This is a genomic window from Caldimicrobium sp. SLHALR3, assembly GCF_058692735.1.
This window is the reverse complement of sequence record NZ_CP182484.1, coordinates 615,077-639,761: the sequence shown is the minus strand read 5'-3', so window position 1 is coordinate 639,761 and position 24,685 is coordinate 615,077. Positions and strand designations below refer to the sequence as shown.

The 24,685-nt window shown below is 33.2% G+C and carries 24 protein-coding genes and 1 tRNA gene; 18 read left to right on the top strand and 7 right to left on the bottom strand.

Going from position 1 to position 24,685, the window contains the following annotated elements; genetic code table 11:
- Positions 1-265: 265 nt before the first annotated feature.
- The 16 genes from ACLGLP_RS03345 (at position 266) to rsmD (ending at position 12,686) form a co-directional block, all read left to right on the top strand.
- On the top strand, positions 266-1,375 hold the full coding sequence (locus tag ACLGLP_RS03345; RefSeq protein ID WP_492113517.1) for a 3-deoxy-7-phosphoheptulonate synthase: 1,110 nt from the start codon (positions 266-268) through the stop codon (positions 1,373-1,375).
- Positions 1,376-1,399: 24 nt separating this feature from the next.
- Positions 1,400-2,764, top strand: coding sequence for a phosphomannomutase/phosphoglucomutase (locus tag ACLGLP_RS03340; protein ID WP_492113516.1), 1,365 nt, complete (start codon positions 1,400-1,402; stop codon positions 2,762-2,764).
- Between the two features lies 1 nt (position 2,765).
- Complete coding sequence (locus ACLGLP_RS03335; RefSeq protein ID WP_492113515.1) at positions 2,766-3,098, top strand: DciA family protein; 333 nt, start codon at positions 2,766-2,768, stop codon at positions 3,096-3,098.
- Complete coding sequence (locus ACLGLP_RS03330; protein WP_492113514.1) at positions 3,086-3,640, top strand: HD domain-containing protein; 555 nt, start codon at positions 3,086-3,088, stop codon at positions 3,638-3,640. Before ACLGLP_RS03335 ends, ACLGLP_RS03330 begins: the two co-directional genes overlap by 13 nt.
- Positions 3,633-4,559, top strand: coding sequence for a malate dehydrogenase (mdh, locus tag ACLGLP_RS03325; protein ID WP_492113513.1), 927 nt, complete (start codon positions 3,633-3,635; stop codon positions 4,557-4,559). Before ACLGLP_RS03330 ends, mdh begins: the two co-directional genes overlap by 8 nt.
- 3 nt (positions 4,560-4,562) lie before the next feature.
- Positions 4,563-6,242, top strand: coding sequence for a DNA mismatch repair endonuclease MutL (gene mutL / locus ACLGLP_RS03320; protein WP_492113512.1), 1,680 nt, complete (start codon positions 4,563-4,565; stop codon positions 6,240-6,242).
- Positions 6,243-6,246: 4 nt separating this feature from the next.
- Positions 6,247-7,161, top strand: a complete 915-nt coding sequence (miaA, locus tag ACLGLP_RS03315; protein ID WP_492113511.1) for a tRNA (adenosine(37)-N6)-dimethylallyltransferase MiaA — start codon at positions 6,247-6,249, stop codon at positions 7,159-7,161.
- A gap of 10 nt (positions 7,162-7,171) precedes the next feature.
- Positions 7,172-8,053 carry a YicC/YloC family endoribonuclease gene (locus ACLGLP_RS03310; RefSeq protein ID WP_492113510.1) on the top strand — a complete coding sequence of 294 codons (882 nt, stop codon included), beginning with the start codon at positions 7,172-7,174 and terminating at the stop codon, positions 8,051-8,053.
- An 18-nt stretch (positions 8,054-8,071) separates the two neighbouring features.
- Positions 8,072-8,935, top strand: coding sequence for a UbiA-like polyprenyltransferase (locus ACLGLP_RS03305; protein WP_492113509.1), 864 nt, complete (start codon positions 8,072-8,074; stop codon positions 8,933-8,935).
- Between the two features lie 4 nt (positions 8,936-8,939).
- Positions 8,940-9,731 (top strand): ParA family protein, encoded by a 792-nt coding sequence (locus ACLGLP_RS03300; protein WP_492113508.1) that lies wholly within the window; start codon positions 8,940-8,942, stop codon positions 9,729-9,731.
- Positions 9,732-9,820: 89 nt separating this feature from the next.
- The gene (locus tag ACLGLP_RS03295; protein WP_492113507.1) at positions 9,821-10,075 is read left to right on the top strand and encodes a DUF433 domain-containing protein; all 255 of its coding nucleotides are present in this window, start codon (positions 9,821-9,823) and stop codon (positions 10,073-10,075) included.
- Complete coding sequence (locus ACLGLP_RS03290) at positions 10,068-10,262, top strand: DUF5615 family PIN-like protein (RefSeq protein WP_492113506.1); 195 nt, start codon at positions 10,068-10,070, stop codon at positions 10,260-10,262. Before ACLGLP_RS03295 ends, ACLGLP_RS03290 begins: the two co-directional genes overlap by 8 nt.
- A gap of 455 nt (positions 10,263-10,717) precedes the next feature.
- Positions 10,718-10,791, top strand: a tRNA-Pro gene (locus ACLGLP_RS03285).
- 67 nt (positions 10,792-10,858) lie between these two features.
- On the top strand, positions 10,859-11,296 hold the full coding sequence (locus ACLGLP_RS03280) for an S-adenosylmethionine decarboxylase family protein (protein ID WP_492113505.1): 438 nt from the start codon (positions 10,859-10,861) through the stop codon (positions 11,294-11,296).
- A complete protein-coding gene (locus ACLGLP_RS03275; protein ID WP_492113504.1) occupies positions 11,293-12,126 on the top strand; it encodes a spermine/spermidine synthase domain-containing protein in 834 nt (277 codons plus the stop codon). The genes ACLGLP_RS03280 and ACLGLP_RS03275 overlap by 4 nt, the downstream gene beginning before the upstream one ends.
- A gap of 2 nt (positions 12,127-12,128) precedes the next feature.
- Positions 12,129-12,686: a 16S rRNA (guanine(966)-N(2))-methyltransferase RsmD gene (rsmD, locus tag ACLGLP_RS03270; protein WP_492113503.1), complete on the top strand. Its 558-nt coding sequence runs from the start codon at positions 12,129-12,131 to the stop codon at positions 12,684-12,686.
- Here the strand turns inward: rsmD and ACLGLP_RS03265 are convergent.
- The 6 genes from ACLGLP_RS03265 to ACLGLP_RS03240 are packed head-to-tail and all read right to left on the bottom strand — an operon-like array spanning position 12,658 to position 18,161.
- A complete protein-coding gene (locus ACLGLP_RS03265) occupies positions 12,658-13,368 on the bottom strand; it encodes a hypothetical protein (protein ID WP_492113502.1) in 711 nt (236 codons plus the stop codon). The two genes, rsmD and ACLGLP_RS03265, sit on opposite strands and share 29 nt — an antisense overlap.
- A gap of 12 nt (positions 13,369-13,380) precedes the next feature.
- Positions 13,381-14,220: a fumarate hydratase gene (locus tag ACLGLP_RS03260; RefSeq protein WP_492113501.1), complete on the bottom strand. Its 840-nt coding sequence runs from the start codon at positions 14,218-14,220 to the stop codon at positions 13,381-13,383.
- A gap of 2 nt (positions 14,221-14,222) precedes the next feature.
- Positions 14,223-15,155, bottom strand: coding sequence for a glycoside hydrolase family 3 N-terminal domain-containing protein (locus ACLGLP_RS03255; RefSeq protein WP_492113500.1), 933 nt, complete (start codon positions 15,153-15,155; stop codon positions 14,223-14,225).
- The gene (locus tag ACLGLP_RS03250) at positions 15,148-16,275 is read right to left on the bottom strand and encodes a cysteine desulfurase family protein (RefSeq protein WP_492113499.1); all 1,128 of its coding nucleotides are present in this window, start codon (positions 16,273-16,275) and stop codon (positions 15,148-15,150) included. Before ACLGLP_RS03250 ends, ACLGLP_RS03255 begins: the two co-directional genes overlap by 8 nt.
- A 16-nt stretch (positions 16,276-16,291) precedes the next feature.
- Complete coding sequence (locus tag ACLGLP_RS03245; RefSeq protein ID WP_492113498.1) at positions 16,292-16,969, bottom strand: class I SAM-dependent methyltransferase; 678 nt, start codon at positions 16,967-16,969, stop codon at positions 16,292-16,294.
- Between the two features lie 7 nt (positions 16,970-16,976).
- The gene (locus ACLGLP_RS03240; RefSeq protein WP_492113497.1) at positions 16,977-18,161 is read right to left on the bottom strand and encodes a putative DNA modification/repair radical SAM protein; all 1,185 of its coding nucleotides are present in this window, start codon (positions 18,159-18,161) and stop codon (positions 16,977-16,979) included.
- Positions 18,162-18,256: 95 nt separating this feature from the next.
- On the opposite strand from ACLGLP_RS03240, the gene rgy reads away from it, so the two are divergent.
- On the top strand, positions 18,257-21,781 hold the full coding sequence (gene rgy / locus ACLGLP_RS03235) for a reverse gyrase (protein ID WP_492113496.1): 3,525 nt from the start codon (positions 18,257-18,259) through the stop codon (positions 21,779-21,781).
- A gap of 64 nt (positions 21,782-21,845) precedes the next feature.
- Positions 21,846-22,751: a c-type cytochrome biogenesis protein CcsB gene (gene ccsB / locus ACLGLP_RS03230; RefSeq protein ID WP_492113495.1), complete on the top strand. Its 906-nt coding sequence runs from the start codon at positions 21,846-21,848 to the stop codon at positions 22,749-22,751.
- On the opposite strand, the gene ACLGLP_RS03225 is transcribed toward ccsB, so the two are convergent.
- Positions 22,748-24,649 (bottom strand): penicillin-binding protein 1A, encoded by a 1,902-nt coding sequence (locus tag ACLGLP_RS03225; protein ID WP_492113494.1) that lies wholly within the window; start codon positions 24,647-24,649, stop codon positions 22,748-22,750. The two genes, ccsB and ACLGLP_RS03225, sit on opposite strands and share 4 nt — an antisense overlap.
- Positions 24,650-24,685 lie beyond the last annotated feature (36 nt).

Below are 24,685 nucleotides of genomic sequence, written 5' to 3'. Positions count from 1 at the left end.
CAAAATATAGTTGAAACTGATACCTTAGCTAAACCTCTCCTCACAAAACTTGTCCACAAATGGTTTAAGTTTCTCTTTTCTTCTCATCTTTAATAGCTAAAAGCGGATCTGCAAATCTAAGATCTTTCCAGAGATTAAGAGTAATAAAAAATAACCTTTTTAATTTTTAATTACACAGAACTTATACATTTTAAAAGAAACCTTGCAAAAATTAAAATTTGGGCTTTATTGAATTTCATAAGTCTATTAAAGAGGGGGATTAAGCATGATTATTATTATGGAACCTCACATTACAAAAGATAGCCCTGAATTTAAATCTTTAATGACCTATTTAGAACGATTTCCCCACCTGCAGATCAAAGTAATGGAACATCAGGGAGTAACAAGAAACCTTCTTGAGGTTCATCTTATTGGGGAGGATTACATGGTATCTTCTGAAGAAATAGAAAGTTTGCCAGGTGTAGAAAAAGCTATAAGAGTAACTGCTAAATATAGATTAATTGGAAGGCATGGGGTTCTTAGTGATTTTGGCTTTGAATATAAAGGAATTCAGTTTAATCAGGATTCTTTTCACATTTTTGCAGGGCTTTGTGCAGTTGATACCTATGAAAATGCAGAAAAGATCTTTAAAGCTTTAAAGGAAAATAATGTATGTTGTGCCAGAATGGGAGCCTATAAGCCAAGAACTTCTCCTTATGACTTCCAAGGTCATGGGAAAGAATGTCTTCCCTGGCTTTTTGATCTTGCTGGAAAGTACGGAATTAAAATCATTGTGATGGAAGTGCTTTCTCCTCATCACATAGATGAAATAATAGAAGCCTTAGAAATTACAGGAAATCCCTGTGGAGTAATTTTACAGATAGGAACAAGAAATGCTCAAAATTTTGAATTACTAAAAGCAGTAGGGAAACAGCAGGATTTCCCGGTTCTTTATAAAAGAGGATACGGACTTTCCTTAGAGGAAAGTCTTAACGCAGCTGAATACATAGCCTCTGAAGGAAATATCAAAATTATCTTTTGTTTAAGAGGTGTAAGAACTCATTTGGGAGATCCTCACAGAAATTTAACTGACTTTGCCCATGTTCCTGTAGTAAAAAGGCTTACAAGACTTCCTGTATGTATAGACCCTTCTCATCCTATAGGCACAAGAGTAAAATCTTCTGATGGAATAAGAGATATCTATCATGTTACTGCTCAGGGAGTTATAGCTGGAGCAAATGCTGTTCTTGTTGAATTTCATCCAGAACCTGATAAGGCACTATGTGATGGACCTCAAGCTATTCCACTTTCTGAACTTCCCCTTTATTTAGATTATGTTTACAAAGTAAGAGAAACCTACTTAGAATTAAAAAAACTGGTAAATAAATCTCAATAGGTTTTACGCTTAGGAGGACCCCTTATGAAAATAAGTCCTTACATCTTCAGAGAATACGACATAAGAGGGAAAGTTGATGTAGATTTTACAGAAGAGGTGGTTAGAGAAATTGGAAAGGCTTATGGAACAATGATTAGAAGAACTGGAGGAAAAAAGGTTTGTTGCGGAAGAGACGGAAGAAATTCTTCTCCCTCTTTGCAAAAAGCTCTTATTGAGGGAATCTTATCAACGGGTGTTGATGTAATAGATATAGGAATGTGCCCAACCCCTGTAATGTATTTTTCCCTTTTTGTGTTTGAAGATACTCACGGAGGAATTCAGGTTACAGGCTCACACAATCCCCCAGAGTTTAACGGCCTTAAAATTTGTGTTGGAAAGGATACCATTTTTGGGGCAAAAATCCAGGAATTAAGAAATTTAATAGAAAAGGAAGATTTTGAAAAAGGAGAAGGAAGGATTGAAGAAAGGGAAATCTTAGATAAATACATAGATTATGTGTGTAAAAATGTAGAGATAAAAAGACCTTTGAAAATAGCCATAGATCCAGGAAACGGGGTTTGCGCACTTACTGCTCCTGAAATATTTAAAAGACTTGGTTGTACAATAGAATGCCTTTTTTGTGAAGTTGATGGAAACTTCCCCAATCATTTTCCAGATCCTGTAGTTCCTGAAAATTTAAAGTGGCTTAAAGATACGGTAGTAAAAAAGGGATACAATGTAGGGTTTGGATACGATGGAGATGGAGATAGAATCGGAGTTATTGACGAAAAGGGAAACATTATTTGGGGAGATCAGCTTTTAATAATCTTTGCTAAAAATTTACTCAAAAAATATCCTGGAGCAAAAATCATAGGAGAAGTGAAATGTTCCAGAACCTTATATGAAACTATAGCAAAGCTTGGTGGAACTCCTATTATGTGGAAAACAGGGCATTCCCTTATAAAAAACAAAATGAAAGAAGAAAAAGCCTTGCTTGCAGGAGAAATGAGCGGACACCTATTTTTTGCAGACAAATGGTTTGGATTTGATGACGGTGTTTATACAAGCGTTAGACTTGCTGAAATTTTGTCAGAAGGTGATATCCCGCTTTCTGAATACTTAAAAGATATTCCCAAAATGTATTCTACCCCTGAAATAAGAAAGGAATGCCCAGATGAGATAAAATTTGAAGTGGTTAAAAGATTAGTAGAAAGATTTAAAAGGGAAGGATTAAATGTAGTTGATGTAGATGGGGCAAGAATTGAATTTAAGGAAGGTTGGGCACTAGTTAGGGCTTCAAACACTCAGCCAGTTCTTGTCTTAAGATTTGAGGCTGAAACAGAAGAGTTTTTAGAAAAATTACAGGAAAAGGTTTATAAAACCTTAGATGAGGTCCTCAAGGAATTTTAAAATGTTTTCTCTTAAAGAAATATTAGAAGAACTTCCTTTACCCCGCGAGGTTAAAAAGGGTATGGTTGCGCTTGAAATAGCAAAAAAATACTGGAAAGATGTTTTGCCTAAAGAACTCTCAGAAAAGACTAATCCCCTTTCTTATGATAGCGGAACTCTAATAGTTGAAGTAGCAAATCATTACTATCTTCAGGTGCTTTCTCTTAAAATTTTAGAAATTCTTGAAAAGCTTGAAAGCTTTTCTCCCTCCGAATTTAAACCCCTTTTTAAAAACCTTAAATTTATTATCAATCCATCCTTAGAAAAATCTCAAAGGGCTAAATGGACCCCTTAAAGATTATTGAAAAATACTATTCTAAAAATCCTAAGCTTTTAGAAATTTTGGTAAAACATTCTTCTGCAGTTGCTAAAAAGGCTTTAAAGATTGCAGAAAGGTTTAAAGAGGTGGACAAAAATTTTATTTACGAGGCTTCTATGCTTCACGACATAGGAATAATCTTTACTTACATTCCTAAACTCAATCCAGAGGGCAAGTATCCCTACATTGCTCATGGCTATCTTGGAAGAATGCTTCTTGAAAAAGAGGGGCTTCCTAAACATGCTCTTGTATGCGAAAGACATATAGGAGTTGGAATAACAAAGGAAGAAATTATTAAAAAGAAACTTCCTCTTCCTGCAAGAGACATGGTTCCTGTAAGTTTAGAGGAAAAAATTATTGCCTTTGCAGATAAATTCTATTCCAAAGATCCGGACGGAAAAGTAAGAGAAGAATCAGTTGAAGAAATAATTGAAGAACTTAAAAAATACGGAGAAGAAAAAGTAAAAATTTTTAAAGAGTGGTTGAAATTATTTGGGGAGGGAGGAGAGAATGGCTAAACTATCAATTATTGGTGCAGGAGCAGTTGGGGAGTCCTGTGCAAGATGGGCTTTGGCAAAAAACTTAGCTGAAGAAATCGTTCTTGTTGACATCGTTCCAGATCTCGCAAAAGGCAAAGCCTTAGACTTAATTCAAAGTAGCCCTCTTTTGGGATATTCTGGAAAAATATGGGGAACAGAAGATTTTTCAGCTATAAAGGATTCTGATGTAGTAATTATTACTGCTGGAAAACCAAGGCAACCTGGCATGTCAAGAGAGGATCTTTTAAACATAAATAAGGAAATTGTAAAGTCCTGTGCAGAAAAAATAAAAGAGTTTGCAAAAGAAAGCATCGTAATAGTTGTTACAAATCCCATTGATGCGATGGTTTATGTAGCTTATAAAGTTACTGAATTTCCCAAAAATAGAGTAATAGGTATGGCTGGTGTTCTTGATTCTGCAAGATATCGCTATTTTATAGCAGAGGCTCTCGGAGTTTCCCCAAAAGATGTTCAGGCTTTAGTAATGGGAATACACGGAGATATGATGCTTCCTCTTGTCAGGTTTGCTAATGTTGCAGGAATACCTGTTACAGAACTTTTACCTCAAGAAAAAATAGAAGAAATAGTTAAAAGAACTAAATTTGGAGGAGGAGAAATAGTCTCTTATCTAAAAACAGGAAGTGCCTTTGTAACCCCTGGTCTTTCTGTAATAGAAATGGTAGAGAGCATCATAAGAGATGAAAAAAGGGTTTTAGTTTCTTCGGTTTACTTAGAAGGTGAATACCAAATCGAAGGGGTGTTTTTGGGAGTTCCTGTGATTCTTGGAAAAAATGGAGTAGAAAAGATTATTGAAATAGAACTTCTTCCTGAAGAAAAGGAAGCCTTAAAGAAATGTGCAGAAGCCTGTAAAAATCTTATTAAGCTTTTAAACATGTGATTCATGCCCAAGATCTATATTCTTCCAGAAGAAATAAGAGGAAAAATCGCTGCAGGAGAGGTAATAGAAAGACCTGCGGGAGTAGTAAAAGAATTAATCGAAAATGCCTTTGATGCTCAGGCTTGCTCTATAAAAATAACCTTAAAAGAAGGTGGGATAAAAGAAATCTCAGTTTATGACGACGGAGAGGGAATAGAGCCTGAAGACTTAAAAATCTGCTATAAACACTTTGCAACAAGTAAAATTAAAAACCTCTCAGATATATTCAGAATTGTTACCTACGGGTTTAGAGGAGAAGCTTTAGCAAGTATTTCTCAAGTGTCCAAATTAACCATTGCAAGCAAACACATAGATCATGAACTTTCATACGAAGTGAGAGTAGAATTTGGAAGGGAAGTCTCTTTTAAACCTGCTAAAATTAACAAAGGCACTCTGGTAAAGGTTGAAGATCTTTTTGTAAATCTTCCTGCAAGAAGGGCTTTTTTGAAAGCTCCAAAAACTGAAACCTTAAAAATTATGGAAATCGTAAAGGGACTCAGTCTTTGTCATCCCGATATTAAATTTGAAGTTAAAAGTATAGAAGAAGGAAAAGAGAAAAGTCTTTTTTTCTGGGAAGGAGGAAATGAAAAGGAACTTCTAAGTTATATAGTAGGGATAGAAGAAACCTTTTTTAACGAAATTTTACTTGATAATCCTCCCTATTCAATCTACTTAGCTCTTACAGATACCTCTAAAACTTTTTCTCACACAAAATATTTGTATGTTTTAGTAAATAAAAGGTGGATAAAAGACGAAAGGTTAAATAAGTTACTTTTAAGTGCTTTTAAACCTTATTACGGAAATCTCGGTTTCCCTGCAGGAGTTATTTCTATAAAAGTTCCCTATCATTTAGTAGATGTAAATGTTCATCCTGCAAAATGGGAAGTAAGATTTAAGGATGAAAAGGCTCTTTTTAACTCTATAAACAAGGCTTTAGAAGAACTTTTTAGCAAAAAAACACTTTATTACAAAAAAGAAGAACCTTACTTTTCAGCTGAGATAAGGGAAGATGTTCCTTTAGATTATTCCAGTTATTCTAAAAAAGCTGATTTTCAGGAAAAAAAGCCTTTTCATTTATTTCCGTCATTTCCCAAAATCTCTTACAAATACCTTGGTACTTTTTTAAATACCTACATTCTTATGGAAAAAGATGAAGAACTCTACATTATTGACCAGCATGCCCTTTCAGAAAGGATAATCTTTGAAGACCTAAAAACCAAAATTTCAAAGAGTTTTTCCCAAGAATTGCTTATTCCTGTATTACTTAGAATTCCAGATTCACTGCTTTCTGAATTTGAAGAAAAAAGAAAGATTTTAAGCTCTTTAGGATTTGATCTTGAGCTTATTAATGCAAATGAGGCAATTTTAAAAAGAATTCCCTCTATTTTTAAAGAGGATGTAAAAGATGTTTTGGAAAAGGTTTTAGAAACTCCTTTTGTTGATGTTAAGGATTTAGAATCTGAAGTCTTAAAAGAATACGCCTGTTTACTTGCAAGAAAAAAAGGAGACATTCTTTCAGAAAGAGAAATAAATTTTATGCTTGAAAGATTTTTAAAGGAAAATTTACAAACCTGTCCTCACGGAAGGCCCCTTTATTTTAAAATTTCTCTAAAAGAAATAGAAACAAAACTCAGAAGAAGGTAACCTTATGAAAAAAGTAGTTGCCATAGTAGGTCCTACAGGAGTTGGAAAATCAGAACTTGCTGTATTTTTAGGAGAAAAGCTAAATGGAGAAATAATAAACTTTGATTCCATTCAATTTTACAAAGAGCTTAACATTGGAACTGCTAAACCAAGTGAGGAAGAAAGGAAAAGAGTTCCTCATCATTTGTATGATCTGCTTTCCCTTAACGAAGAATTTAATGCGGCAAAATTTGTAGAAATAGCTGATAAACTAATTAAAGAGATTTGGGAAAGAGGCAAAGTCCCCATTCTTGTTGGTGGAACAGGTCTTTATCTAAGAGCTTTAGAATACGGACTCTTTCCTATAGAAATACCAAAGGATATAAGAGAAAAAATAAGGGCTGAAGCAGAAAAAGATCTTCCCTCTCTTTACGAGAAACTTAAAAACCTTGATCCAGAATATGCAAAAAAGGTCTCGCCAAGAGATAAGGTTAGAATCACAAGAGCTCTTGAAGTAATTTATGTTTCTGGAAAACCCTTTTCTGAATTTCATAAGGAAAATCCCTTTTTTGGAGAAAAAAGGTATAATATTATAAAAATAGGGCTAAACCTTCCAAGAAAAGAACTTTATCAGAAAATAAATCTCCGCGTCCTTAAAATGATTGAAAGTGGATGGATAGATGAAGTTAAGACACTTCTTGAAAAAGGGTATTCTCCCGAACTAAAACCTTTTAAAGCTATAGGATATAAATACATTATTAAGTATTTAGAGGGAAAACTATCCTTAGAAGCCACTATAAAGCTTATTCAAAGAGATACGAGACGCTATGCCAAAAGACAGCTTACCTGGTTTAAAAAAGAGCCTGATATACACTGGTTTAGACCTGAGGAAAAAGAAAAGATTTTAAAATTTTTAAAAGATAAGCTTTCAGAAAACTGAGAGGTTTTTTATGGAAAGCATGACGGGTTTTGGAAAAGGGATTTTTCAACACAAGAATTATACTGTAACTGTATATGCAAAAAGTCTTAATCACAGATACTTAGAAATTTCTCTTAAACTTCCCAAAAGATATACTTTTTTAGAAGAAAGGATTAGAAAATTCGTTTCTGAAAGATTTAAAAGAGGAAAAATTGAAATTCAGATTAAAAGTATAGGCTTTGAACTCAGTGAAAAAGAAATACTTCTTGATACGGAGCTTGCAAGAAAGTTAAAAACTGCCTTAATTCATTTAAAATTTGAGCTTGGTTTTGAAGACCCTTTGATTTTTTCTGATTTTTTAAGATTTAGAGATTACCTTATCTTAGAAGAAAAAGAGGAAGCTCCTGAGAAACTCTGGGAAGAAATCTATCCTGCCTTAAATTCTGCCTTAGAAGAATTGAAAGAAACCCGCTTAAAAGAAGGGGAAAATCTAAAAAAAATCTTAAAAACTTACTTAGAATCACTTAAAAATAAAGTCTCTCAGATTGAAAACTTAAAGGAAAAAATCTTAAAGGAAAGTAAAGAAAGGCTAAAATCAAGACTTGATAAACTATTCAGGGAATTTAAACTCAATGAAATAGATGAAAACAGATTTTATCAGGAATTGGTTTACCTTTTAGATAAAATTGATTTTTCAGAAGAACTTGAAAGACTAAAGATACACATAAAACATTTTGAAGACACCATGGAGGAAGAAAATTGTGGTAAAAAGCTTGACTTTCTTTGCCAAGAGATGTTTAGAGAAATAAACACCCTTTCAAATAAAGCTCAGTCCTCTGAAATTTCCTTAATCTCCGTTAATATAAAAGACCTAATAGAAAAACTAAGGGAACAAATTCAGAATATAGCTTAAAAGGCTATGGGAAAATTTATGAAAAGACTTAAACTTTATTCAGAACTCCTAAAACTTGAACATACCATATTTGCCCTTCCTTTTGGCTTGGCAAGTTTGTTAATTCTTTACCAAGAGTTTCCTTCCTGGGGAAAAATTTTATACATTTTGCTTGCCCTTGTTTCTGCAAGAACTCTTGGTATGGCATTAAACCGTTTGATTGATAAACCTTTTGACGAAAAAAATCCGAGAACTTCAATTTGGCCTCATGCAAGAGGTCTTATAAAGGACTGGGAAATAAAATTGATCATACTTTTAAGCTCACTTCTTTTTATTGTTTTTTGCTACCAAATAAATTTTTTAGCTTTCGTTTTAAGCCCTGTTGTAATTCTTTCTCTTTTTATTTATCCTTTTGCCAAAAGATTTACCTACTTTCCTCACTTTTTTCTTGGATTTGTTTACTTTCTTATTCCTATCGCTATAGATGTAGCTTTAAATGAGAGTATTTCCTCACTTTCTCTTTTTCTTGGAATAGCCATGGCTTGTTGGGTTTCTGGGTTTGACATTCTTTACAGTTTGCAAGACCTTGAATTTGATAAAGAATCTGGTTTAAAATCTATTCCAGTAAAATTCGGGATTAAAAACTCTTTAAGAATAGCAAAACTTTTACACCTGATAACCTTTTTTTCTTTACTTTTAGTTGGCTACTTTTACTACAAAGCAACTTGGATATACTTTTTAGGGCTTTCTTTAATTGCTTTGTTTTTAGCTTACGAACACAGCCTCATCAAAGAAAATGATCTTTCAAAGATAAATAAGGCTTTTTTTATTACAAATGGCTTTATAAGCATTATCTTTTTCTTAGTGATTCTGATTAACCATCTATATTTTTTTTTGAAATGATTTTATGAAGGTCTTTGCTTTAATAAATCAAAAAGGCGGGGTTGGGAAAACAACAGTTGCCATAAATCTTGCAAGAGCTTTAACTTTAAAAAATTTTAAAGTTCTTTTAATAGATTTTGATCCTCAAGCCAATGCAGGAAGTGGTCTTGGAATAAAGGTAGGAAAAGATGAAAGTATTTATCAAGCTCTTATAGAGGGAAACTGCGAAAGATTTCTCAAAAATCCATATCCAAATCTTTATGTTCTTCCCTCATCTATTGATCTTGTAGGGCTTGAAGTAGAGCTTGTAAATTATCCCAAAAGGGAATTTCTTCTAAGAGAATTAATTGAAAATAGTTCCATCAATAGCTTTCCTTTAAAAGACTTTTTTGACTTTATATTTATAGATTCTCCTCCTTCTTTAAGTTTAATTACTGTAAATATTCTTACTGCCTGCCAAGGGGTGATCATACCTTTGCAGTGTGAATACTATGCCCTTGAGGGCTTATCTCTTCTTGTAAAAACTGTAAGGGGAATTAAGAAAAGTTTAAATCCAGATTTAGTTCTTTTTGGACTTGTTTTAACTATGTATGATGCAAGAAACAGGCTTTCCCATGAAGTAGCAGAGGAGGTAAAAAGTCGTTTTAACTGGATTACTTTTAAAACCCTTATTCCTCGCAGTGTAAGAGTAAGTGAAGCTCCAAGCTTTGGGATGTCAGTAATTGATTATGAAAAAAATAACAAGGCATCCCTTGCCTTTTTAGAGCTCGCAGAAGAGTTCTTAGAAAGAGTAAAAAATTACAGTCAAAAACTTTAAAAGCGCTAAAACTTGACGAAGGAAAAAAAGTTGATTAGATTTAATTTATAAGTATTAGGAAATACAAAGTAATGGGAGGTATTTAATAAGTGGCACTTAAAAGAATAACAGTGGATCCAAATCAGATGGAAGGAGTACCTTGTATAAGAAATTTACGTATTCCTGTGACTACTGTGATAAATATGCTTGCAGAAGGATTGACCGAGAAGGAAATTCTTGATCTTTATCCAGATCTTGAGCCTGAAGACATCAAAGAAGCCTTAAGATTTGCTGCTGAGTTGTTATGGGAAAAGACTCAATATTTGGATAAAATTGAAAGTTTTCAATCTCAGGTAGATGTTTAAGTTTTTAATTAACAATGCTCTTTCCCCTCTTATTGCTAAAAAGTTAAGAGAACATGGATATGATGCTGTTCATGTTAGAAAAATTAATCTTCATCAAGCTTCAGATGAAGAAATTTTTCTAAGAGCTTTTAATGAAGACCGAATTTTAGTATCTGCTGATACAGATTTTTTCTTATATTCTTTTTAAGTGGAATAAAAAGAAACCATCTTTAATTCTTTTTAGAAAAGGTTATCATAAACCTGAAAAACAGATTAAAGTTTTAACAAAATATCTTCCTATTTTCAAAAAAGAACTTCTTGAAGGTAATATTATCGTTTTTGAAAAGGAAAAAGTGAGAATTAAGAAATTGCCATTAATTCCATAAGTCCTTATGTGTTTCCTTCTAAGATCTCAGCTTATTATTGGCTGCTTTTCAAGCTGGTTTTGGGAAAAATTAAGAGAGGGGCGGAAAATTCGCCCCTCAAATTTTCTTAATACTTTTTAGAAGTTGATTCTCAGCATGGCTTTTCCAGTGTAAGCCTGATAGTCAGCATTAAAGTCTCCACGCACATTAAGGTCAAAATAGGCATTCTTTTAGCTTGACAATTTAAAAAAGTTTTTTAATATAAAAAATTGAAACAGGTTTTTTTGTCTTTTCTAATCGGGACGTAGCGCAGCTTGGAAGCGCACCCGCTTGGGGTGTGGGGGGTCGGCGGTTCAAATCCGCCCGTCCCGATTTTTTTATGTTGAAAATCAATTAAAATCTAATAAAACCAGGCACCTTGCCTGGGGGGAGGTGAGCTATGAGAGTCCTTGAACCCGTCTGCCAAGTAGAAAGATTTGAAATCACTCCTACCCAGCAGGGTGCGTTTAAACGAAGTATATGGGGTTATCACCTAATTGTAGAATTCTGGAACTCCCCTTTTGAACTTCTTGCTGAAGCAAAAACCGTAGAAAAAGCTCTGAAATCTGCAATAACCTCTCTTAACGGAAATAAAAGCATAAGAACCATAAGTTATCAGTTCCAACCCTTTGGAGTCTCAGCTCAGGTTAACTCTGGAAGAATTAACATATACATTCATACCTGGCCTGAAAACGGATATTCCGCAATTGATATCATAGCAGAAGACAAAGAAGAGGCTTATAAAATCCTTGAAAACCTTAAAAACGCTCTAAAACCTAAAAATATATATGTAGCTGAATTATCAAGAGGAATTTCCGAAGATTGGGGTGAGACTTGACTGGTCAATTTTGGTGGAAAGAAAAAATCTACCGAAATTTTGGACACGCTTATAAAGTTGAATTAGTCTTTGAAGAAAAAAACTTACAAAAGATTCAGATTTTTAAAAACCCCTTTTGGGGATATTTTTTTGTTCTGGATGGAATAGTACAATTTACTGAAAAAGACGAGTTTATTTATCACGAAACTATAACCTATCTTCCTGCAAGCCTTCTAAAAGAACCTCCTGAAAAGGTTATTATTGTTGGAGGGGGAGATGGTGGAGTTTTAAGGGAATTACAAAAAATCCCCTCTATTAAAAAAATCGTTCAGTTTGAAATAGATACCCTTGTTTTTGAAGTTTGCCAAAAATATTTTTTCAAACTTTCAGGAAATTATAAAGATCCTCGAGTTTCTTTTGTTATTAAAGATGGTTTAGAAGGGCTTAAATACTGCCAAACAGAAGAATTTGACCTCTTAATTGTTGATTGCACAGATCCAGTAGGACCTGCTAAATCCTTATATAGTGAGGATTTCTATAAAGAAGCTTATAGGGTTTTAAAAGAAACAGGGGTTTTTATTCAGCAGGCAAGTTTGCCGGTTTACTTTCCACATATAATAAAATCTGCCTATCCTTTAATTAGTTCAATCTTTCCCATAGTTAAAATTGCAAGAGCCTTTGTTCCTTCCTATGGAGAAGAAATTGCTTTTCTCCTTGCAACCAAAGAACCAAAAGACTGGTTTAATCCCAAACAGCTTTTTAAGGGAAAATACTACCATCCCGAGCTTAACCCTTATTATTTTTCCATTCCCAATAACTGGATGGAAATTCTTTTTGACAAGGAAACATAAACTTGCAAATAACTGGAGGTTTTTTAAAAGGAAGAAAACTTTACTGCCCACCAAAAGATCTTGATCTTATCCGTCCTCTTAGAACAAGGATAAGAAAGGCACTTTTTGATATACTCGGGCAAAATCTTCCTAACCTAAAAGTACTTGATTTGTTTGCAGGAACAGGTGCTCTTGGAATTGAGGCTCTTTCAAGAGGTGCAGAATTTGTAGTTTTCGTAGACAATAGCCCCATAAGTATAAACATCATTAAAAAAAATATCGAAAGATTTAATCTCACCGATAAAGTACAAATCTTTAAATTGGATCTTCCAAAGGGCTTAAAATTTCTTTCTCAAAAATTTAAAAACTTCTTTGACTTGGTTTTTATAACCCCTCCTTATGAAAAAAAACTTTCATTGAAAACCTTGCAAAGTCTTTCTGAAGATATGCTAAAAAAAGAAGCTACAATTATTGTAGAAGAAAGAACGGGAATAGAACTCCCTGAAAAGGTAAATAACTTTCTACTTCTTCAAAAAAGAAGCTACGGAGAAACTACTCTACACATTTATAAGGTGTCTTAGGTCCTGGAATTAAGGTATTTCTAAAATTTAAAATAGCTCTCACGCTGTAACAAACTTTTTCCTTAGGCTCAATTCTATCCAAATATTCTTCCTTGTCTTTCACTTCTATCAGTTTTATCCCCTCTTTGGAACTTCTTTCTATTTGATAAAATAACTCACCTTCAAGAGAACCCCCGTATACATTCTCTTTTGGTCTTTCCCAAGTGATTAATAAAGTATCTTCTCCTAAAATTCCAATCTGAAAGTTTTGAGGAATTGAAGGTGGATCATGCCAATAAATGGTAACTTGCTCTGTGAAAGGGGTTTCTACTAAAAAGTCCTTAATTACCTTTATTCTGTAGGTATATTTGTAACGATGTTTTAGCTCATAATCGCTATAAACAAATAAGTTTCCTGCTGAATGAAGTTTGGGAGAAAGCTTAATGATTTTTTTCTTTTCTTTAGCTCTAATATCAATAGGAGCTTCAGTTTTTTCAATAATGAGTTTTTTTATTTTAACTAACGGATAGCCCCCCTCTGTCTTCGTAGGAAGATAAATTAGGAGATCTACTCCTTGAGGATTAAGTTTTACCTCAAAGGAAAGGTCTTTGGGAATGCTTTCCTTTATAGGAAAGGGTTCTGTCTTTTTCCCACATGAAATTAATAAAAATCCTAATAGCAAAATAAAAATAGCCCTTCTCATTTAGCAATTCTCCTACAAAATTTTTATTTTAAAAACTCTTGCAGAATGGCATTGAATATTAACAGCTACAGGCAAACTTGCTATATGGCAAGGACAGGTCTCAATATGCACGGCTAAGGAAGTAGTTTTACCACCAAATCCAAGGGGTCCAATTCCTAAGTCATTTATTTCTTTAAGAATTTCCTTTTCAAGTTCTGCAACCTTTGGATCAGGATGAGGGTGTCCAAGTTCTCTAAAAAGTGCTTTTTTAGAAATTAAGGCTGCCTTTTCAAAATCTCCTCCTATCCCAACTCCAACAATAACTGGAGGACAGGGATTAGGCCCTGCTTTTTTAACAGTTTCAATAACAAATTTTTTAATTCCCTCTATTGCGGATGAAGGAGGAAGCATGCGCAAAGCACTCATATTCTCACTTCCGCATCCCTTTGGCATCAAATATATCTCAAAGATATCTTCAGGAACTACTTCATAATGCAAAATAGCAGGGGTATTGGTTTTGGTATTTTTTCTAGTAAGGGGATCACAAACAGATGCCCTTAAAAAGCCCTCTTTATAAGAAAGATATAAGCCTTCATTAATAGCCCTTTCTAAATTTCTAACCCTTATTCCTTCTCCTATTTTTACCCAAACTACAGGTATACCCGTATCCTGACACAAAGGTAGTCCTTCTCTTTTAGCTATTTCTGCATTTTCTAACAATACCTCTAAAACTACCTTAGCTAAGAAATTTTCCTCTTTTTCTATTGCGGATTTAAAAGCTGAAATTACCTCTTCTGAAAGAATCCTTGCAGCTCTGATGTAACCTTCCTTAACCAGAGACACTATTTTCTCATAAGAAATTTCTTTTTCCATTTTTACTCCTTAACAACTTTATCTAAAATAAACAAACTTTCTTTAATTCTTTCCTTCAAAACCGAACTTTTTTCAACCTCGCTTTTTATGTCTTCTAAAGCATAAATCAAATCTCCAAAACCTCCACAATAGATTAAAATGTTGTGTCCGCTTGCCAAACTAAGGATTATTCTTTCCTGAATACTCCAATATTTTAACGCTCCCATGTTTAAATCATCAGTAAGTATTAGTCCTTTGTAATTTAAATTTTTTCTTAAGATGTTTAAAACAGCTTGGGAAAAAGTAGCTGGTTTTGTATCAATTTCTTCTACCATTAGGTGAGTTGTCATAACAAAACTTATTTCTCCTTTTTCAATCAAATACTCATAAGGAATTAGACTTTCTTTAGAAATATTTTTAATTATGGGAAGCTCTTTATGGGGATCTATTTTTACCTCTTTTAATCCTGGAAAGTGTTTAGGGCAGGTAAAAACATTTTCTTTTTTATGCTCATCTATAAAAATGTGGGCAAGTTTTTTAACAAGCTCAGGATATTTTCCAAAGGTTCTTTCTCTTAAAAATTCTTCAGCCTGCTCATCGGCAAGATCAAGGCAAGGGGCAAGATTAAGGTTAAATCTATATCTTTTTACTGAATTTGCCACCTTTTTTGCCCAATCCTTAGCTACCTTCTCTCCTTCCTTTAAATACCTTTTTGCAATTTCTAAAGGTGAAGAAAGTTCTTCCTCAATTCTACAAACCCTTCCTCCTTCCTGATCAACTGCCAAAAGCCTCAAATTTATTTTTTCTTTAAGCTTAGAAAGATAATAGTTAAAGTCTTCCTTAAAATGTTCTCTGAAAAATATAAAGTTTGAAAAGTTTAAATCTTTGTAGATTGATATGTTTTCCTCTAAATTCTCTGGCTTAATTAAAAAAAGTTTTCCGATGTTTTTAAACATTTCTTTTGAAGTATTCTGAAAGGATTTGCAAAGTTTTTTCTATATCTTCTAAATTGGTATATTTTCCTAAGGAAAATCTTATCATTCCTTCTGCGATTTCTTGAGAGACTTTTAAAGCTAAGAGGGTATGAGATCCCTTTCTATCATGGCAGGCTGAGCCAGTTGAAGCACATATTTTAGGGTTTTCAGAAAGTATTTTTGTTCCGCTTTTCCCGATAAAAGAGACTGCTAAAGTATTTGGCAAGGTTTTTTCAGGAATACCGAAGCGATAAAGTTTAGGATAAATTTCTTTCAATCCTTGAAAGAGTTTTTCCCTTAAAAATATCAATCTTTCTTTTTCTGGATTTATGTCTCTTAGAGCTATTTCTGAAGCCTTGGCAAGTGAGGCTATTAAGCCTAGGGGCTCAGTTCCTGCTCTTATACCCCTTTCCTGCCCTCCTCCCAAAAACAAAGGTTCTAATTCCAATCCTCTTTTTATGTAAAGTGCTCCTATTCCTTTGGGAGCATACATTTTGTGTCCTGCTATGCTCAAAAGGTCACATCCAATATCTTTAACATCAACAGCTATTTTCCCAACAGCCTGACAGGCATCGGTATGAAAATAAACACCCTTTTCTTTGCAAATTTCAGCAATTTCTTTAACTGGCTGGATGGTTCCTATCTCATTGTTTGCCATCATTACAGAAACCAAAATGGTATCTGATCTAATTCTCTTTTTTACTTCATCTGGCTCAACATAGCCTTCTGAACTAACAGGAATAAAATCTACTTTAAAACCTAACTCAAGAAGCCTAACTGCAGGTTTTAAGATAGAAGGATGTTCAAAGCTACTAACAAGAATGTGTCCCTTTTCTTTTTTGAAAGCAATTCCAAATAACGCAAGATGATTTGACTCTGTGCCTCCTGAAGTAAAGACTATTTCCTCAGGTTCTGCGTTAATAAGTTCTGCAACTTTTTTGCGAAATTCCTCTAATTTTTCTTTAGCAAACTTTCCAAAAATATGACCTGAGCTTGGATTGGCAAAATATTCTGTGGAATAAAGATTAAAAGCTTCTGCTACTTCAGGTAAAACCGGGGTTGTTGCATTATAATCTAAATAAATAAAGTCCCTTTCTTTCATTCTAACTAAATATAAATTATTTTGTCCCTTTTACTACAACAAATGCTGAAAAATTTTTAAAGAAGGTAAAACAAAATTTTTCGTCAAACCTTCTGGCAAAATTCAAAAAGGGAAAAAAGGAAGGAAAGAAAATTACCCCACCTGTTTTTATTTTTCTGAAATTTTCTTTTTCAAGTAAGTTTTTAAGTTCTGAAATTGTATAAAATCTTGCATATCTATAAGCTGTCTCTTTAAAAATAGATTTAAGCCTTTTAAACAAAAACCATAGGCTTTTTGCATTCATTGTTCCTATAACTATTTCTCCTTCTGGTTTTAAAATTCTATAAATTTCTTTTAAAACATTTTCTGGCTTTTTTATGAATTCAAACATGGTAACACTTAAAACGAGATCAAAGGTGTTATCTTTAAAGGGAAGTGAGTAAGCATCTCCTCTAACAAAGAGTATCTCCGGCATTTTGTTTTTGGCAATTCTTAACATTTCTTTACTTATGTCAAGCCCTACAACTTCAAATCCTCTATTTTTAAGTTCAAAAGTATAATTTCCTGTTCCACATCCCAGGTCAAGGGCAAGCCCTTTTTTACTTTCAAGCAAAGAAAAGATAAGTTCTTTTTCTGTGGTATCAACATACCTTCCTAAGCTTGTTTCATACCATTTGTCATATCTTTCAGCAATTTTATCAAAATAATTAAACATTCTGTTTTTAAAATAGAGTCAATTGATGAGAAACCCTTGATTCCTGTAAAAAGATTGTATCTAATTGTATTTCTCTAATTCCTTTACAAAGGGGTTTCCCTTTTATAGCAATAAAATACTTAGCTTTTTTTAAGGGAATTTTTAATTTTTTAAGAGTTTCTTCGTTTATGACTCCTCTTTTTCTTGCTTCAATTATTTTTTTAGCAGAAATAATTCCAATTCCTGGAATTCTTATAAGCTCCCAATAATCAGCTTTAGCTATGTCAACAGGGAAAAACTCTGGATGAGAAATCGCCCATCTTAGTTTTGGATCCATTTTCAAATCTAAATTTTCCTCTTTAGTAAACAATTCTTCTAAAGAGAATCCATAAAGTCTTAACAGAAAATCTGCTTGATAGAGCCTATATTCTCTTAGATATGGAGGTTTTTCAAAAAAGGGTAGATCTTCATCTCTATTTACAGGAATATAAGCTGAATAGTAAACTCTTTTAACAAGGGCTTTCTTATATAAATTTTGAGAAAGTTCTAATATGGTTTTATCAGTATCTGGAGTTGCCCCTATAATTAGTTGAGTTGAGGCTGAAACATTTTTTTCAAGCTCCTCTTTAAGAGTTTTTATTTTAGCTAAAGTTTCTATAAGAACTTTTTGTTCCTTATCTGGAGCAAGCTTTTTTAAGCTTTCCTGAGTAGGAAGCTCTATATTACAACTCACTCTATTGGCAAGTAATATTGCCTTTTTAATGAGTTCCTCTGATGTTCCAGGAAGTATTTTTAAATGAATATAAGCTTTAAAATCGTAATCTCTTCTTAAAATCTCAATTGTTCTAATCATTCTTTCCATGGTATCATCTGGTGAAGGATATATACCTGAACTTAAAAAAAGACCTTTTATATAGTTTTTTCTATAAAGCTCTAAGGTTAGTTCTGCAAGTTCCTGAGGAGAAAAGGAAGTTCTTCTTATATCGTTTTTTCTCCTGTTGTAACAGTATTTACAATTATTTACGCAAAAGTTAGTATAAAGAACTTTCAAAAGTGGAAGACATTTTCCATTAGAAAGCCAAACATAATGAATTCCTCTTAATCCCTTTGTAAAACTATAGGTTAACCTTTTTCCACTTCCAGTGCAGACATTATCAAACTCTGCTGCCTGTGATAAAACTTCTAATTTTGTATGCACATCTTTTTTTATCATATTTATCATTTAAAATTAAAAGACACTTTTTCCTTTGTCAAGAAAGTTAAAATAGTGTAAACTTAAAATTACTTTTAAAGGAGGGATTAAATCTTATGCTTTTTTACATAGCAAATGGGTGTCCTAATTGCCGGGGAATGATTTCTGATGAAAGATTAGCAAAAGGACTTCCTTGTGAGAAGTGCCTACCTGAAGAAAATATTAATGTTTCTGGAATTTCTGAGGTTTGCGAAGTATTGAATTCTAAAAATTCTTTAAAGGATCTTAAAATCTTTTGTGAGGTAGAAAAAAAGGTTGAACTTTTTAAAAAAATTTTTAATCAAATTTTAAATACTTCTCCATCTTCTTTACAAATAGGCTGGGCAAAAAGACTCTTTTTAGGAGAATCCTTTGCTATTGTTGCTCCAACCGGAACAGGGAAAACAACCTTTGGTCTAATAAGTTGCCTTTTTACCTCTAAAAAAGCCTTAATCATAGTTCCTACAAAAGTTTTAGTAAAACAGGTGGAGGAAAAACTAACAAGTTATTTAGAAAAAATCAATGATCCCATTTTAAAAAATAAAAAGGTTATTGCCTATACAGGCTCTACAAAAGAAAAGGAAATTCTTGAAAAGGGTGAATTTGACATATTTGTCTGCACCTCAACTTTTATGCATAGAAATTTTGAATTACTAAAAAATCTTGATTTTTCTCTTATCTTTGTTGATGATGTGGATTCCTTTTTGAAAAATAGTAAAAATGTAGATAATCTCTTTTTACTTCTTGGCTTTACAGAAAAAGAAATAGAACTTGCTTTGAAAAGAAATAAAGATGAGGAAGACTACGAAAAGCTTTTTAAAATAAAAGAAAAGCATAAAAAAAAGATCAAACAACTCATCATTTCTTCAGCAACTTTAAAGCCAAAAACTAATAGAGTTCTTCTATTCCAGAATCTACTCGGTTTTGAGATAACAAGATTTGTTTCAACCCTCAGAAAGGTCATAGACACCTATATTCCTATTCATATAGAAGCTAAATTACCTAAAAATGAGCTGTTTTTAAAGCTTCTTGAGATAGCAGAATCTTTAGTAAAAAATTTAAAAGATGGAGGGCTTATTTTTGTTGAAGAATCTTTTGGAAGAACCTATGTAGAAGTCGCCACAGATTATTTAAGATCTAAAGGATTTAGAGTTATTTCCTATTTAGAAGCTGATGAAGAAAAACTTCTTTCTGTTTTAAAAAATAAAGAGGTAGATGTAGCTATCGGACTTTGTCATATAGGTAATCCTCTTGTAAGAGGAATAGACTTACCAGAAATATTAAGATACGCCATATTTTTGGGAGTTCCCAAACATGTCTTTCCTCTTTCAAGAGAAAAGGAATCTTTCACACTTTCAATTTCTCCCCAATTTTTAAACAACCTTCTTGTCTCCCTAATGCCTCTTTTTGAAGAAGAGGAAAGAATTACTGCTATATCTTACATTAATTATCTTCGCAAATATTTAACATTAAAGGAAGAGCAAGTTATACAATATGAAGGTCTTTATAAAAAAATCCTTTCTATAAAGGAGTTTTTAGAAAAAAAATTGAATGACACTGAATTTTTGGAAAATCTTAAAAAAAGTGAGGAAGTATTTTTAGAAGTTGATGAAGAGGGAAATTATTATGTCATAGTAGGGAACGCATCCTCATATTTACAGGCATCTGGAAGGGTATCAAGATTAACCACCCGTGGATTGTTGCCAGGTCTTTCCATCATTTTAGCTGATAATTTTAAAGCCCTAAATAGTCTCAAAAAAAGATTGCGTTTTTATCTGGGAGAGGAGGTAGAACTCAAAGAAATAAACCTAAATGAAGCTTTGGAACTGGATAATAAGATAAGAGAGGAACGCCAAAGACTGACCAAAGAAAAAATAGATTTTAAAAATTATCTCTTAATTGTTGAATCTCCTCACAAAGCTAAAACTATTGCTAATTTCTTTGGTAAACCCTCTATTAGAAGAATTAAAAATGTGTGGGTTTATGAAATCCCTATGGAAAATACTCTTTTATCCATATGTGCTTCTCTTGGACATGTATTTGATCTTTCAAGAAGGAAGGGTGTTTTTGGCATACTTCAAAGGAATGGTCATTTTTATCCTGTTTTCAGCACGATTAAAATTGATAAAAAAAATGGAGAACAATTTGTGGATGAAGAGGAAATAAAAAACAAAGAGGAAATTTTTGATAAAGGAGAAATTATAGAAGCTCTCAAAATCCTATCTTTTTGTGCAGACCAAACCTTTGTAGCATCTGATCCTGATGCAGAGGGAGAAAAAATTGCCTATGATCTTTATACCAATATTAAGCCTTTTCAGCCTAATGTTAAGAGACTTGAATTTCACGAAGTTACAGAAAGAGCTTTAAAAAAGGCTTTAGAAAATCCTCAAGAAATAAATATAGCAAGGGTTAAAGCTCAGCTTGCGAGGAGAGTGGCAGATAGATGGGTAGGCTTTTCCTTATCTCAACAGCTTTGGAAAGTCTTTAAAAAATCCCGTTTGTCTGCTGGAAGAGTTCAAACCCCTGTTTTAGGATGGATAATAGAAAGAGCTGAATTAGCTAAACAGCATAAATTCAGAATTTCTTTCAGTTTAAATGGCTATAAATTAAGTATTGAAGTTGAAGAGGAAGAATTAGCTAAAAAAATACTTAATGAACTTCCCAAGGATTTAAAAATTATAGAAAAAGAGAGATTTGAAGACGAAATTTCACCCCCTCCTCCTTACACAACTGATACAGTTTTAGAAGATGCCTTTAACTTTTTTAGATTTTCTTCCTCTTACACTATGCAACTTTTACAGGAACTTTTTGAACTTGGACTCATTACTTATCACAGAACAGATTCTACAAGAATCTCTGAAGTTGGACGCTATCAAGTAGCTAAATCCTATATCACTCAAGTATTGGGAGAAGAATTTTTTAATCCCCGGGAATGGTTTAGTGAGGGAGCCCACGAAGGCATAAGACCTACAAGACCTTGGGATCTTTCTGAAGTCAAATTAAGAGTCGCTCACGGACTTTTAACTTTTAAAAACCCAAGAGACAGTTTTAAACTTTACGACATTATTTTTAGAAGATTTATGGCAAGTCAAACAAGAAAAACAAAGGTTTTAAAGGGTATTTTTGAATTCAAACTTCCTTCTTACTCCTGGGAAGCCTCTTTAATTCTTGAAATAATTCAGCCTGGATATGAATATTTCTGGACAAAACCCCAGATCTTTAAATTAAAAGAACCCGTATATCCAGAAAACATCCAATATAGCAAAATTCCTAAGGTCTTTCTTTATAACCAGGGCTCTTTAATTCAGGAAATGAAAAAAAGAGGTCTTGGAAGACCTTCAACCTATGCAGAAATTGTTTCCACCCTTCTTCAAAGATATTATGTTTATGAGTTAAAAAATGGAAGCTTAGTCCCTACATCCTTAGGAAAAGAAGTTTATGCTTACCTTCGAGATAATTACAGTGAATATGTTTCTGAAGAATTTACAAGGGAATTAGAAAAATTTATGGACGAAGTAGAAGAAGGTAAAAAGGACTGGAAAGAAATATGCCTTAAACTGCTTCCTTTGTTAAAGGAATTAAACATTATTTCTTCAAATTAAACCGGGTTGTTTTTTTATTCTTTTTATATTATATTTTTTCTAACTCTTTTGCTGGAGGAAAAAGATGAAGCTTAAAAATGTTTTCTTAGGATTTGTTTTAACCGGATTAATATATCTTGTATGTGTTTTAAATGAAAAAAGTTTTTTACCAGAAAACAGTCTTCTTTTTAGCTTGGCTACTTTTGTATATTTAGGTGCTGCTCTTACTTATTTGGTTCACTGGATATTCAAATGGGACACTCAAGCTTTCGTAGGTTCTTCTTTGGGATGGAGCGGATTTTTCCTTAATCTTTTAGCTTTTTTTGTAAGATGGTTGCAAACTCATCAGGCAGGATTTGGATATATTCCTCTATCTAATTTATATGAATCTTTAGTATTTTTTGGATTGTGCATTGCAGGAGTTTATTTGTTTTTAGAATTTAAGCTTCCTACAAAGGTCTTTGGAAGTGTGGTATTTTTATTAGCAAGTTTCATTATGGCTTATGCCTCGTTAAAAGCAAGTTCCGAGATCAAACCCCTTATTCCTGCTTTAAAAAGTAACTGGCTCATTGCTCATGTTATTACCTGTTTTTTAGGTTATGGTGCTTTTGCAGTTGCCTCTGCTTTTGGAATTTTTTATTTAATAAGTGATAAGGAAAATTTAAAAAAATATCTTCCTTCAAAAGCTACTTTAGACAATCTAATTTACAAATTAATACTCTTTGGATTCTTCTGGCTTACCTTGGGAATTATAACTGGTGCTGTTTGGGCAGAACAAGCCTGGGGAAGCTATTGGAGTTGGGATCCAAAAGAAACCTGGTCTTTTATAACCTGGTTAATCTATGGAGGAACTATTCACGCTCGTTTGACCCGTGGATGGAGTGGCAAAAAACTTGCCTGGTTGAGTATAATCGGTTTTGTATCGGTTCTCTTTACCTACTTTGGAGTAAATTTCTTACTATCTGGACTTCACAGCTATGCTACTTCTTAAAGATTTTCTGAAGTAGAATTTTCGCTCTGAACCTCTTCGTTTTCACTTTGAGTTTTTTCAGTTGGTATATTCATAGGATTAGGAAAATTTAGGTATTCGTGAGCTGTTCCTTGCATGATACTTAACCAGACAGGACAAGCAATTCTTCCTCCTGTTTCCCCTTTTCCTAAAGTTTTACCTCTATCATAGCCTACCCATACTCCACAGGTATAACGAGGTGTATAGCCAATAAACCATGCATCTTTGTAATCCTGAGTAGTTCCTGTTTTTCCTGCAATAGGAACTCCTAATGCTTTAGCACATGTTCCTGTCCCATACTGAACTACTGCTTGCATGAAATCAACCATTACATAAGCAGTATTAGCTGAAATCACAGGAATATTTTCTGGAATATTTTGATAAATAATTCTTCCGCCATAAATACTATCATAAATCTTTTCAATAAAGTGAGGTTTTACCAAAATTCCCATATTTGGAAAAATTGTATAAGCACGAGTTAATTCTAAGAGTGTAACCTCATAAGTTCCGAGGGCTACACTGTAGTCAAGATTGCTTTTAAAGTTAAATCCTAAGTTCTGAAACATCTTTTGTAATCTGTTTATTCCAGTCATTAAAGCTATTCTTACTGAAACAGTATTCCTGGAAAAGGCAAGTCCATCTTTTAAACTAACCGGACCCATATATTTTCCATCATAGTTTCCTGGACTCCAATCTTTCCCAGCATCAGCTCCAGGAAGAACTATAGGGGCATCAGGAATAACAGATGTAGGAAGTAAAATTCCATTTTCTAAGGCTGTTGCCCAAATAAAAGGTTTAAAGGCAGAACCTGGCTGACGTTTTGCTAAAAGTGCTCTATTATAGGAAGATTGAGTATAATTTTTACCACCTATTAAAACTCTTACTCCTCCATCATCATTATTTAAACATACTACTGCAAATTCAGGAACTTCTCTTCCAGCATAAAGTGTATTTATAGTTCTTAGAGCATTTTGATAAGCTCTTTTAGCCCACTCTAAATCTATGGTAGTCTGAATTTTTAATCCACCTTGTTCTATAACTTTAGAAGGTAGTATTTGTGATAATTCTTCTTTTACAGCATCAATAAAATAGGCAGCATATACTGGTATATTGACATTTTTAGGATTAAGGATTACAGGCTGAGAAGAAACGCGTTGGGCAACATCCCAAGAGATATAGCCCACTTCTGCCATTCTTTTTAAAACATAGTTTCTGCGAGCTATAGCAAGTTCGGGATTATTTAAAGGACTGTATTTTACTGGAGCAGGAGGAAGACCTGCAAGAACTGCTGCTTCATTTAGGTCTAATTCCCAAACATGTTTGTTAAAATAGGTTAAGGCTGCCGCCTCTACTCCATAGGCTCCTTCTCCTAAGTATATGTGATTTAAGTATATTGTGAGTATCTGATCTTTGGTAAGATGTTTTTCTATTTGCCAAGCAAGAATAATTTCTTTTATTTTTCTCTGAAAAGTTCTTTCTGGGGAAAGAAGAAGTGCTCTTACAACTTGTTGAGTTATAGTGCTTGCACCTTGGACAATTTTTCCATGGACAACATTTTTGTAAATTGCTCTTAATACACTAAAAAAATCTATACCTTTATGTTTATAAAAATTAGCATCTTCTGCTGCAATAAAAGCTTTTATTACATGGGGAGGGATTTTTTCTAAAGGGACGAAAATTCTTCTTGGTTCTCCGAGATATCCTACGAGATTTCCATTAATATCCAGTATTACATTTGTTTGTTTTGGTCTATAATTTTTAAGCTGAGAAATGCTGGGAAGGGTAATTTTAAGGTAGAGGAAAAATGTGAGAAACAGAATACCTGAGAATAAACTGAAGGATAAAAAAATAAATCCTAAGAGTTTTAAGAGGGATTTCATAATTGATTTTTTAATGATAACTAATTTTTTGAAAAT